This is a genomic window from Rahnella sp. Larv3_ips (assembly GCF_003697865.1).
Lineage (GTDB): Bacteria > Pseudomonadota > Gammaproteobacteria > Enterobacterales > Enterobacteriaceae > Rahnella > Rahnella rivi.
On the sequence record NZ_MJIB01000004.1, the window covers coordinates 829,595 to 842,399 of the forward strand.

The 12,805-nt window shown below is 58.9% G+C and carries 9 protein-coding genes; 4 read left to right on the forward strand and 5 right to left on the reverse strand.

Features of this window, described 5'->3' with window-relative positions; genetic code table 11:
• From ED901_RS25330 to fbpC, 4 genes are all read left to right on the forward strand, one after another.
• Window positions 1–574 (forward strand): MFS transporter (locus ED901_RS25330; RefSeq protein ID WP_240993877.1); only part of this gene is annotated, 574 nt, incomplete at its 5' end.
• A 44-nt stretch (window positions 575–618) separates the two neighbouring features.
• A complete protein-coding gene (locus tag ED901_RS06195; protein ID WP_056770744.1) occupies window positions 619–1,659 on the forward strand; it encodes an ABC transporter substrate-binding protein in 1,041 nt (346 codons plus the stop codon).
• A gap of 113 nt (window positions 1,660–1,772) precedes the next feature.
• On the forward strand, window positions 1,773–3,851 hold the full coding sequence (locus tag ED901_RS06200; protein ID WP_122095321.1) for an iron ABC transporter permease: 2,079 nt from the start codon (window positions 1,773–1,775) through the stop codon (window positions 3,849–3,851).
• A gap of 23 nt (window positions 3,852–3,874) precedes the next feature.
• On the forward strand, window positions 3,875–4,951 hold the full coding sequence (gene fbpC / locus ED901_RS06205; protein WP_122095631.1) for a ferric ABC transporter ATP-binding protein: 1,077 nt from the start codon (window positions 3,875–3,877) through the stop codon (window positions 4,949–4,951).
• 109 nt (window positions 4,952–5,060) lie between these two features.
• Here fbpC and ED901_RS06210 read toward each other — a convergent pair whose 3' ends face one another.
• The 5 genes from ED901_RS06210 to ED901_RS06230 all read right to left on the reverse strand — a co-directional run bounded on the left by ED901_RS06210 (window position 5,061) and on the right by ED901_RS06230 (window position 12,707).
• Window positions 5,061–6,965 (reverse strand): cation-translocating P-type ATPase, encoded by a 1,905-nt coding sequence (locus ED901_RS06210; RefSeq protein WP_122095322.1) that lies wholly within the window; start codon window positions 6,963–6,965, stop codon window positions 5,061–5,063.
• 12 nt (window positions 6,966–6,977) lie between these two features.
• The gene (gene hflK / locus ED901_RS06215; protein ID WP_122095323.1) at window positions 6,978–8,021 is read right to left on the reverse strand and encodes a protease modulator HflK; all 1,044 of its coding nucleotides are present in this window, start codon (window positions 8,019–8,021) and stop codon (window positions 6,978–6,980) included.
• Entirely contained in the window at window positions 8,018–9,058 is a 1,041-nt protein-coding gene (gene hflC, locus ED901_RS06220) for a protease modulator HflC (RefSeq protein ID WP_122095324.1), read from the reverse strand. Before hflC ends, hflK (ED901_RS06215) begins: the two co-directional genes overlap by 4 nt.
• Complete coding sequence (gene hflK / locus ED901_RS06225) at window positions 9,055–11,013, reverse strand: protease modulator HflK (protein WP_122095325.1); 1,959 nt, start codon at window positions 11,011–11,013, stop codon at window positions 9,055–9,057. The genes hflC and hflK (ED901_RS06225) overlap by 4 nt, the downstream gene beginning before the upstream one ends.
• A 212-nt stretch (window positions 11,014–11,225) precedes the next feature.
• Window positions 11,226–12,707, reverse strand: coding sequence for a SulP family inorganic anion transporter (locus ED901_RS06230; protein WP_122095326.1), 1,482 nt, complete (start codon window positions 12,705–12,707; stop codon window positions 11,226–11,228).
• Window positions 12,708–12,805: the final 98 nt, after the last annotated feature.

Consider the following 12,805-nt stretch of genomic DNA (forward strand, 5'->3'; position numbering starts at 1 on the left):
TTCGTATGTGCTGGTGTACCTCATCCGCATTGCGCTCAACGACTGGGGGAATATCTGGCTGGCGGAGAATCACGGGGTCAATTTACTGAGCGCAAACGCGACACTGTCACTTTTCGAACTCGGCGGCCTGCTCGGCGCGTTGTTTGCCGGATGGGGGTCTGACCTGCTGTTTCGCGGGCAGCGCGCACCGATGATTTTACTGTTTTCACTGGGGCTGTTTCTGACCGTCACCGCCCTGTGGCTGGCACCGGTGCATCATTTCGGGTTGCTGGCGCTGAGTTTCTTCAGCATCGGATTTTTTGTGTTCGGGCCGCAAATGCTGATTGGTCTGGCGGCAACCGAATACTCACACAAAGACGCGGCGGGCACGGTGACCGGATTTCTCGGGCTGTTTGCCTACCTCGGCGCGGCGCTGGCGGGATGGCCGCTGGCGGTGGTGATGCAACATTACGGCTGGTCCGGATTTTTTGCCGTGCTGACGATGGCTTCGGCGTTCGTCGGGCTGCTGCTGATGCCCATGATGATGGCCGGGATCAGCAAACGCGAATTACAGTCCGCTCCGCCGGACAACTGACAAGGTTCTCTGTCCTGCAACATAACTAGAAAAAGGTAAACACCATGAAAACGACTCTGACTTACTCTCTCCTCGCCGCGGCGGTCGCCATGACGGCGTTCACCGGAGCCGCTCAGGCCAAAGGCCGTCTGGTGGTGTATTGCAGCGCCACCAACGCCATGTGTGAAGAAGAAACCAAAGCCTTCGGGGAAAAGTACGACGTCAAAACCTCCTTCATCCGCAACGGTTCCGGCAGCACGCTGGCAAAAGTGGAAGCCGAGAAAAAGAACCCGCAGGCTGACGTCTGGTACGGCGGCACCTTAGATCCGCAGTCACAGGCCGGTGAAATGGATCTGTTGCAGGCGTACAAATCCCCTAACCTCGCGCAAATCATGCCTGCCTTCCAGGATCCGGCTAAGCGCAAAGGTAACTACTCTTCCGCCGTGTACATCGGCATTCTGGGCGTCGGCGTGAATACCAACCGCCTGAAAGAGAAAAATCTGCCCGAACCTAAATGCTGGAAAGACCTGACCAACCCGATTTACAAAGGCGAAATCCAGATTGCCGATCCGCAAAGTTCCGGCACCGCCTACACCGCGCTGGCGACCTTCGCGCAGCTGTGGGGCGAAGATCAGGCGTTCGATTACCTGAAAAAACTCAACAGCAATATCTCCCAGTACACCAAATCCGGTATCGCCCCGGCGCGTAACGCCGCACGCGGTGAAACTGCCATCGGCATTGGCTTCCTGCACGATTACGCTCAGGAAAAAGAGAGCGGCGCACCGCTGAAACTGATTTCCCCGTGCGAAGGTTCCGGCTATGAAATCGGCGGCGTCAGCATCCTGAAAGGCGCACGTAACCTGGATAACGCCAAACTGTTCGTTGACTGGGCATTGTCCAAAGAAGCGCAGGAACTGGCATGGAAAAAAGGCCAGTCTTATCAAATCCTGACCAACACCACCGCAGAAACCTCCCCGAACTCGCTGAAAATGAGCGACCTGAAGCTCATCAATTACGACATGGACAAGTACGGCGCATCCGATATGCGTAAAGAGCTCATCACCAAGTGGGTCAACGAAGTGAAGATGGGCAAAGAGTCTCAATAAAAGCCCGCGTACTTATTGAGTGAACGCGCTTTGCGCCTCCCCCTGCAAAGGGGGAGTTAACGCACTCAGCATTATTTTCGCCAACACCTTTTTTCTCTTAATAAGGAGACGCTATGTCTCATTCATTAACCCTGCCTGACACCCGACGCCGTGACCCGGTTTTCGGCTGGCTGGGGCTTATTCTGCTCGCCTTTGTGCTGCTGCCGTCCTGGAGTCTGGACTACGGTCTGCTGGAATCCACGCAGGATGAAATTCTCGCGGCGTACGGCTGGTCGGGGCTGAATCTCAGCCTGCTGTGGCTGATCCTGCCGATGGCGTTACTGTTCCGTCCGCGCCATGCACAACGGCTGGAAGCCCGCCGCCGTCATCAGTTTGATGCCGCCTGGTCGGTGTTTTGTGCACTGTTTATGATCGTCAGTGCCACGCTTATCGGACGCGGGCTGGGCTACGGCAGCATAGTGATGTTTATTGCCCTCGGCGCGATTTGCTCGCTGGCGCTGTCACGCCTTGAGTGGCTGGGCGGTGACCGCTTCGTCCTCGGCTCGCTGATTTGCATCATCGCGCTGATTGGCGTGTTCATCATTTATCCGAGCATTGCGATTTTCATCCCGATGTTCACCAACGACGCCGGAGATTTCGCGCCGCTGGCCTTTATGGCGGTACTCGGTCAGTCGCATATTTTGCAGGTGATCTGGAACTCGTTCCTGCTCTCTGTCGCCGTCGGGATCGGTTGTACCTTCTTCGGGCTGGTGCTGGCGATTTACACCACGCGCATTGCCAAACGCTCGGCGATTATCGGGCGTATTTTCTCGATTTTGCCGATTGTCACCCCGCCGTTTATCGTCGGGCTGGGCGTCACCCTGATGATGGGCCGCTCAGGCTATGTCACCGAACTGATGGTTGACTGGTTCGGGCTGACCAACACCAACTGGCTTTACGGTTTCACCGGCATCTGGCTGGCACAGGTGCTGGCGTTCACGCCGATGGCGTTTATGATCCTCGACGGGGCCATCAAAACCATTCATCCGTCGCTGGAAGAAGCGTCGTATACGCTGCGCGCCAGCCGCTGGCAGACCTTTCACCGCGTGTTTCTGCCGCTGCTGAAACCGGCGCTGGCGAACGCCTTTCTGATTGTCATCGTCCAGTCGCTGGCGGACTTCAGTAACCCGCTGGTGCTCGGCGGCAATTTCGACGTGCTCGCCACGCAAATCTACTTCTACATCACCGGCGCACAGCTGGATTATCAGGCCGCCAGTACGCTGGGCGTGATCTTACTGGTGTTCTCGCTGCTGGTGTTCTGCGTGCAATATATGTGGATCGGCAAACGATCGTACGTCACCATTTCCGGCAAAACCTCACGCGGCGACGTTCAGCCATTGCCGGTCACATTGGTCTGGGGCGTGACCGCGCTGCTGGCGGTGTGGATAGCCTTCAACGCCCTGCTTTACGGCAGCATTTTCTACGGCAGTTTTACCGTCAACTGGGGCGTGGATTACACCCTGACCTTCGACAACTTCACCAAACTGTTCGGACAGGGCTTCTCCGACGGCGCATGGCCTTCGCTGCTCGACACCCTGCTCTACGCCGGAATTGCCGCGCCGATCACCGCGCTGTTTGGTTTGCTCATCGCCTACATCGTGGTACGCCAGCAGTTCCGTGGCAAAAAAACCATCGAGTTCAGCACCATGCTGTGCTTTGCGGTGCCGGGCACGGTCGCGGGGATCTCCTACATTCTGGCGTTTAACAGCGCGCCGGTGTATCTGACCGGTACGGCGGCCATCGTGATCATTTCCATGGTGATGCGTAACGTGCCGGTGGGTATCCGCGCCGGGATCGCCGGGCTGGGTCAGCTGGATAAATCGCTGGATGAAGCCTCGCTCAGCCTGCGCGCCGGATCGATGCGTACGGTGATGTACATCCTGCTGCCGTTATTGCGCCCAGCCATTTTGTCGGCGCTGATTTACAGCTTCGTGCGCGCCATCACCACCGTCAGCGCCATTGTTTTCCTGGTCACGCCGGACACCCGCGTCGCCACCGCCTACATCCTCAACCGGGTGGAAGACGGCGAATACGGCGTGGCGATTGCCTACGGCTCAATCCTTATCGTCGTGATGCTGGCAATCATTTTCATCTTTGACTACCTGGTTGGCGAAGCGCGAATTTCCCGCTCAAAAGCCAAAACCGGCCAATAATTCTGGAGCGCTTTGACATGACAATGACCACTGAATACCCGGTTAACACCGCACCGGCAGAAACCACCAAAAGCTTTGTTGAGCTGAAAAATGTCGCCAAACGGTTTGGCAACAATACGGTGCTGGAAGGCCTGAACCTGGCGATCCCGAAAGGGAAAATGGTCACCCTGCTCGGCCCGTCCGGCTGCGGTAAAACCACGGTACTGCGCATGGTCGCCGGGCTGGAAAAACCCTCTGAAGGCCGCATTTTTATCGACGGCGAAGACGTTACCGATCGTTCCATTCAGCAGCGTGACATCTGCATGGTGTTTCAGTCTTACGCCCTGTTTCCGCACATGTCGCTGGGGGAAAACATCGGTTACGGGCTGAAAATGCTTGGCCGTCCGAAAGCTGAAATCCGCGACCGGGTGCGCGAGGCGCTGTCGCTGGTTGATCTCGAGGGCTTTGAAGATCGCTACGTCGATCAGATTTCCGGCGGTCAGCAGCAGCGCGTGGCGTTGGCCCGTGCGCTGATCCTCAAACCGAAAGTGCTGCTGTTCGATGAACCGCTGAGTAACCTCGACGCCAACCTGCGCCGCAGCATGCGCGAGAAAATCCGCGAGCTGCAACAGCAGTTCAACATTACCTCGCTGTACGTGACGCACGATCAGAGCGAAGCCTTTGCGGTTTCCGACACCGTGCTGGTGATGAACAAAGGCAAAATCATGCAGATTGGCGCGCCGCAGGAGCTTTACCGCCAGCCCGCGTCACGCTTTATGGCCAGTTTTATGGGCGACGCCAACGTCTTCCCGGCGGATTTGCACCGCGATACCGTGGAGATTTTCGGCTATCACATCCCGAAACCCGCCGCGTTCGCACCGGGCATGCAGCAATGTACGGTGGGCGTCCGCCCTGAGGCGATCACGTTGGGTTTACAGGGCGACGACAGCCAGCGCTGCGTGATCACCCACGTGGCCTATATGGGGCCGCAGTATGAAGTGACGGTGGAATGGCATGGCCAGTCGTTGCTGTTGCAGGTCAACGCCACACAACTGCAACCGACCGCAGGTGACAATTTCTTCCTGCAAATCCATCCGTACGGCATGTTTGTGCTGGTGTGATAAATCCAAAAACGTAAAAAAAGGTGCCGTTTTTCAGCGGCACCTTTCTTTATTCTGACGCAATTTTCTTTATTCTGACGCAATTTTCTTTATTCTGACGCAATAATGTTCAGAGCGGCTCGTCGAAACGCAGTAACCGCCCGGCGTTGCCCAGTACCAGCAAGGTACTGAGATTGTGCAGCAGTGCGGCAATTAACACGCCCGCCACGCCGAGCAACCCCATCGCAGCCGCCGCCATCACCACCAGCGTCCAGCCCAGCCCGATGAACACATTGATTTTCAACGTTCTGCGGCACGCCCGGCTGAGGCGCACACAGGTGCCGAGACGGCGCAAATCGCTGCCGATCAGTACCACATCGGCGGAAGCCAGCGCGATATCACTGCCGCCCGCGCCCATTGCAACCCCGACCACACCCGCCTTCAGCGCCAGCGAATCGTTAATGCCGTCACCGACCACCATCGGGCGATAGCCCTGCGCAATTTCCGCAGACACCTGATGCAGTTTATCTTCCGGTAAAGCCTGAGCGACCACGTCGCTGATGCCCAGTTCACCGGCAATGCGATGTGCCACGCTGGCGCGGTCGCCGGTCAGTAAAAGCTGGCGTTGCAGCCCGAGCTGACGCAGTTCGGCCAGCGCGGTCTGCGCTTCAGGGCGTAACGAATCCGCCAGCAACAGCCAGCCGAGAAAATGCCCGTTCAGCGAAAGCCCGACCAGCGGCCCGTCATGTTCAGGCACATCACTGACCGCGATATTGTTGTGGCTGAAAAATGCCGGACGTCCCAGCAAAGCCTCGCCCTGCGCGGTGTGCGCCCGCACGCCCATGCCCTGTTGTTCTGACACCTCTTCCAGCGGCAAATATTGCTCACGCGGCAGTAACTTCGCCAGCGCGCGGCTGACCGGATGGCTGCTCGCCGCGCCGAGACTGGCCGCCAGGCCAAGCACCGCTGCCGGGGATTCGTTTTCCTCCAGCACCGTGCGTTGCAGATGCAGTTCACCGTGGGTCAGCGTGCCGGTTTTATCGACCACAATGGCGTTGAGATCGGCCAGCTCTTCAAGGAATGCAGAGCTTCGGATCAAAATCCCGTGGCGCGCGGCGACAGCAATACCGGCGATGGCCGTCGCGGGTGCGGAAAGCACCAGCGCACACGGACAGGCCGCCACCAGCACAGCCAGCATGGCGTGGGCATCACGCGTAATAAACCAGGTCGCCGCCGCGATCAGCAAAATCAGCACCAGATATTGCCCGGCATAACGTTCGAGCAGACGGGTGATCGGCGGTTTGGCATGTTCGGCTTTTTGCATCAGCGCAATCACTTTGCCCAGCGTGGCATCCGCGCCGGTTCGCGTGACTTCGACAGACAACAATCCGTCCAGATTAATAGCACCGCCAAACACGTCGTCCCCTGCGCGGGCTTCCTGCGGCACAGATTCACCGGTGATTGGCGCGGTATCCAGACTGGCGCTGCCGGACAACACGCGGCCATCTGCGGGCAAACGGTCGCCTGCACGCACTTCCACGCAATCGCCGGTTTGCAGCTGATGATTATCGATTTCTTCAATCCCGCCACCCGGCAGAATGCGTCGCGCACGGCTGCGGGTCAGACGGCTCAGTGCATCAATGGATTCCTGCGAACCGATCACACTGCGCTCTTCCAGAATGTGACCAAAAATCATGATGCCCGGCAGCAAGGCGGCGGTCATCAGGTCGCCGGTCGCCCAGGCACCCAGCATCGCCAGCGCGATCAGCTGATCGGTCACGCCATGCAGACTCGGGCTGCGCAGACTGTACATTGCCGAGCGTAATACCGGCACCGCCACCAGCAGGGACGCCACGCCAAACAGAATCTGCCCGACGTCGCGCTGCTGTGGAAACACCCACTGCCAGATCCAGCCGCATAGCAACAGGCCGAATGCGGTCATCGCCAGAAGCAGCTGCACCGCCATGTTCCGCTGCTCATGGCGCGTGAGCAGCACGCTTTTCGCTGACGGTTCTTCAGAAGAGATCGAAGTCACAGGGTAAATACCTCAGGGTTGAGAGGATGAACGGTCTGGCCCCGGCAGGATCAGATGCGCGTCGTCGTGAGGATTAACGGCAGTCACGCTGCCAGCCTGCGCGAGGATTGGCGGCATCCGTTCACGCCATAAACGCCACAGCAGTTCGGGCGAATGATCGTTCGCCAGTTGCACAATGGTCGCGGTGTCGGTGGAAGCCCGGGCAATCTGTTCGCTGGCTCTGGCATGGGAAACCTGTAAGGCACGGTCCGCAGACTGCACGGCGTCCTGATGCACGCGGGCAGCCTCATTGCTGGCGCTGGCGATGTTCTGTTCCGCCTGCTGGCTGGCCGTCAGCACTGCATTAAACGCATCCACCGCTGAAGGGGGCAGCGATGACTGCACGTCAACGCGGCGAACTTCGATACCCGGATCGCTGCCTGCCGCTCTCAGGGCGGCGAGCTGCTGATTGATCCCCTGACGTAAATCCCCGCGCAACCGCTCACGGCTTTGCGCAATCTGGCTGCCGTTTCCGGCCATTTCCGGCCTGGCGACCAGAATGGTATCCAGATCCCGTGAGGCGCAAATCGCCACCGCCGCGTGTTCGGTTAATCTGTCCAGCGCAGGCAGCACGTGCGCGCCCTGCAACACATACGCCACCGGATCGGTGATGACGTAATACACCTGCACATCCAGCTGAACCACACCGGCATCGCCGGTCAGTAAATACCCCGCACCGGCGACCGCGTCACTTTTCTCGCTGCCGGTATTGTTCCAGGCGGGGATAATGTCTGAGCGCAGCAAGGCGGTGACGTGATGTTCAATCACCCGGTCAGCGGCGGGCAGAATATCCACCTGCTCCAGCGGCTCCGGCCATGCCAGTAAAAGCCCGGCGCCCGCCGTGCGCGAAACCGCACCAAAACGCATCACCACCGCGCGTTTATCCGGCTCAATCTGCCGGACATTGGAGAACAGCCAGTCAGCGGCGGCAATCAGGGTCATGGCAAACAGCGCCAGATACGCCAAGCGCCCCGCCTGAAACCAGGCATTCCCCTGAAAACGGGCTAACGGATTCATGGCTGCGGCCCGTGAGTGGCGGCGGGTAAAACCGGCGGACCTTCCACCAGTTGCTTGAACGGCGCGGCATCGGTGCGCAGCACCATCTGGGTGCCCGGCGTGATCACGCTGCTGAGCGTGTCGAGCGAGCGCAGCAGATCGTAAAGTTCGGGGTTACCGGCACGGGCGCTGGCGTAGATCGCCGCACTTTGCACCTGCGCCTGCGCGTCGATATTGGCGGCTTTCACGGACGCATCGGCCTTCATCACGCGGGCTTCGCGCTCGGCGGAAGAACGAATTTCTGCCGCCTGACGTTTACCTTCGGCTGAACGTTCGGTGGCGATGGTTTCACGCTCTGCCCGCATGCGATCCACGGTGGCATCTAACGTCACTGACGGCAGCGTCAGGCGTTCAATGCCCACCTGCACCAGTTCGATGCCGTAGCTGTCGAGCAACTGGCGGGCAATCTGGTCATGCAGATGCTGTTCAAAACCGGAGAGGAGGATTTTGCTGGCGTCGGTGTTCACCAGATCGGCCAGCGCAAACCCGCTGGTGGTGGTTTCCAGCGCCGACCCGATGAAGGTTCGTATCTGCGCAGCCGCCATATCCGGCTGATTTTGAACCGCACGGATAAACCGCTGCACATGCTGAGGATCGTTTTTCACCTGCCAGACGGTATACGCCTGCACGATGATGCGCAGGCCGTCGCGCGTGCCGACATCCTGCAAACCGCTCGACGTGGTGCGGATCCGTAAATCCACCGGGATGGCGGTTTCCAGCGGCACCGGAAGATGCCACGCCAGCCCCGGCTGCAACAGCACACGCACCGGGTCACCAAATCTCGTGATGACCATCGCTTCACCGGAACGCACCTGCACCAGACAGGCCGTGGCGACAATCAGCGCCACCAGCACGACGGCCACCGCCGCCCGCCGCCAGAGTTTGGGCGCGGCCGGTCCGCCATGATGATGATGGTGATGGTGATGATGTCCGGCAGCGTGGTGATGCCCGCCATGTGCGTCGTGATCGTGGCCGTCAGGGTGTTGGGAATCACTCACCGGGTAGTCTCCGCTTTAACAGGATGTGCCGCTTTATCCGCTCCGGGCGTAAATGGCAGGGTAAAATTTCTCAGATCCAGCACCGGCGGCGTCCCGTCACCGATACGGTGATCGATAATCAACACCTTCGGATGTGGCTTCATCGCCAGCGTCAGCTGGCTGAAATAACGCTCGGTGAGGAAGGATTGTCCGCCAGCCTGATACGCCTGATTATCGGCGTTCGTGCGCAGCGCCATGACCTGCGCCCGGACAATATTTTCGTGGCTTTGTGCGCTGGCGGCATCGAGCGCCAGACGGGCAAATTGCTGCGCGGCATTAAGCTGCTGCGCGGCCTGTCCTTTCTCACCGGCAATCGCGCTTTGCGCCAGGATTTGTGCTGCCTGCACGCTGTGATACGCGTCCGCCGCGCCCGCAGGCGGATGGATCGATTCAATCACCGTTGCCAGCAGTTCCACGCCGCTGTGAAACTGGTCCAGCTGGCGTTGCACTTTCTGGCCGATATCAGCGGCAAGTCGGGTCTGCTCGCTGCCCAGCAAACTGTCGAGCGTGCGCGAGGAGAAATCATGCACCAGCACCTGATTGGCGATACTGCGGATCAGCACCGGCATGTTTTCGGTGTGGTACAGGCTCGCCATCGCCGCGTCGTCGTTCATCGCCACGCGGTAAACGAAGCGCACATCCATATCCATGATTTGAAAACTTTGCCGGTCGCTGGCGGCGCTGGCGATGATTTGCGATTTGTCGCTGCTGTGGCCGGAATCCCATAACCGGTTAGCGCTTTCCGGCGCCGGGCCTTCGGCGGTGTCAGCCACTTGCGCAGGCACCGCGGTTAACGGCTCTTCAGAACCGGTGGTCAGTTCATGTACTTCGCCGTTATCGACAAACTGCGTGCGGCCAAACGGCCACGGCAGTCCGAGGTGTAAACCGGGTTGTCTGACCGCCACCGGTTTACCGAAAGATTCATAAATGCCGCGCTGGGTCAGCGGCACTTCGCTGATGCCGGTCAGCAGCCAGCCGGTCAGGATCAGGAACGCGGCCAGCGGCAACAGCGCGCGGCGGATAAAATGGAATGCCCAGATCTGGCGCAAATCGATACCAAAATGCTGATGCAGTTCGTTTTGCACAAACTGTAACGTACGCGGTGGCCAGCATATTTGCGCGGCCAGCAGGCTGCCCGCAATAAACGCCGGTTCTTTGTCCTCACGCGGCGGCGAAAACATCGCCATCAGCGCACGCAGCAAAAGCTCGAGCGCCACCAGCGCCGGTAACAGCCCGGTAAGCCGCAGCAGCTGTGCCGGCCATACCGACGGACCACGGGCGAACATCAGGGCCAGCGCACTCAGTAAAAAGACGGCAATCATCATGCGCATCATCAGCGCCAGTTTTGCCGCCTCCGGCCATTCCAGCGGATTTTTTAACGTCCAGTGGCGTTCCAGCACCAGCACCGCAAAAGCGCAGAGTAGCAACACCGAACCGGCGAAATAGCCCGCGTCACCGGTGTCACTGACCGGCAGCGGCAGTTGCCATAGCAGCGCGATAAGCAGCAAGGCGGCTGCCGCGGGGAATGCCTGAAAGAAGACGTGCGCGTCGATATAACGCATAACCGGGCGCATCCACGGGCGGGAAATCAGACGGTGAGAAAATCCGGCGGGCGTTGGCGGCGTGATGTCTTCCACCCCCGGCGCAAACTGTTGCGCACGCCAGCGGGAGATGCGCCGCGCGCATTGCAGGGAGGCGGCGCATACCCACATCGCCGCCATCATATTGCCGGTCACCCACGGCCACACCGACGCCGGCGCAACCATATACAGCATCAGCAATATCAGGTACATCACGCTGCTGATCACCATCACGCCGGTGATCAGCCCGTTCAGCCAGCGCGTATGGGAGGCGGCGGCCTGAAAGCGCAGCGGTTTGCTGGCATCATCAGCAGGAGATGTTGTGTTTATGCTCATGTCCGCTCCGGCAGAGGAAATAATCATCCGCAGCGCGGGCGGTGAGCCCTGTGTGCGGAATGAACCGGGCGTAACGGTATAACATTACAGAATTTTCAGCGATATGAATTTGGTGGCTTTTTTGGCACGAATTGTAAGCGTTTATCTTAAAGGCGCAGCGGCGGGACGCATGATGAAAAAAGGTGCCGTGATTAAGCGGCACCTTCGGGATTTCAGAGACTGTCTTCTGCGACGTAATACTGCGGATCGTCGAGTTCATGAGAACAGAACGGCCCCGCTTTCTTCAGCAGACTGACACAGTCATTGCTCAGATGGCGCAGACGAATGGTTTTACCGGCGTCGAGATAACGCGCGGTCAGCTTATCGATCGCCTCCACGCCGCTCGAATCCATCACCCGCGTACCGGCAAAATCCAGCACCACGTTTTGCGGATCATTTTCAGGGTTGAACAGTTCGGCAAAGGTCGCGGCAGAGCCGAAGAACAGCGGCCCGTCCAGCTTATACACTGCCAGATCGCCTTTGGTTTTGTGCTCACGGATACGGATACGCGCCTGTTGCCAGGCAAAGACCAGCGCCGAAATAATCACGCCGCTGATCACCGCCACGGCCAGATCGGTAAAAATGGTGATGACGGTAACAATCAGCATCACCAGTACATCGGCTTTTGGCATACGACGCAGACGACGCAGCGAACTCCACTCAAAGGTGTTGTAGCAGACCACCAGCATAATGCCCGCCAGCGCCGCCACCGGCAGCAGACCGATGTAACCGGAAAGGCTGACCACAAACAGGATCAGCAAAATAGCGCCGACCGTACCGGAAATCCGCCCGCGACCGCCGGAGGTGAAATTGATGATCGATTGCCCGATCATCGCGCAACCGGCGAAACAACCGAACAGCCCGCAGATCGTATTGCCCGCGCCCTGCGCGATGCTTTCACGGTTGCCGTTGCCTTTCTGATTGCCCATTTCATCGAGCACCGTCATGGTCAGCAGCGATTCAATCAGCCCGACCAGGGCGATAACGACAGCGTAAGGCAGAACAACTTTCAGCATCTCCACGCTGAACGGCACCACCGGCAGGCTGAAGTGCGGCAAGGCACCGGAGATATCCGCCAGATCCCCGACGCGCAGCGTATGCAGGTTAAAACCAATCGCTACGGCGGAGACAACAATCAGCGCCGCCAGCGAAGACGGGATAATTTTGGTCAGTTTCGGGAACAGCACGACGACGGCAATTGCCAGCAGCACCAGCCCGTACATCAGCGGCCCCTGCCCGGCAATCATGTGCAACTGCGCCAGCATAATGACAATCGCCAGACCGTTTACAAAGCCGTGTACCGCAGGCAGCGGCACCAGGCGGATAAACTTCCCGAGGCGAAACACGCCAATCAGAATTTGTATCACACCGGCAAAAATCGTCGCCCACAGCACATATCCCATGCCGTGCTGCGCCGCCAGACTCATCAGCACGACCACGATGGAACCCGCCGCGCCCGACACCATGCCCGGCTTGCCGCCGAACAGCGCAGTCACCAGCCCGATAATAAACGCCGTGTGCAAACCGACAATGGGAGACAATCCGGCCACCAGCGAAAAACCCACCGCTTCCGGGATCATCGACACGGCCACCACAAATCCGGCCAGCGTTTCATTCTTCACTTGCGATAACTTCAGACCACGCGGGCTAAACATAAAACATCCGGTACATTTCCAGTTCAGTTAAAAAATTGTGACAAGTATCTAAAAATGACGGAACCGAGGCAAGGTTTAATCCGCTGCACCGCGGCGGG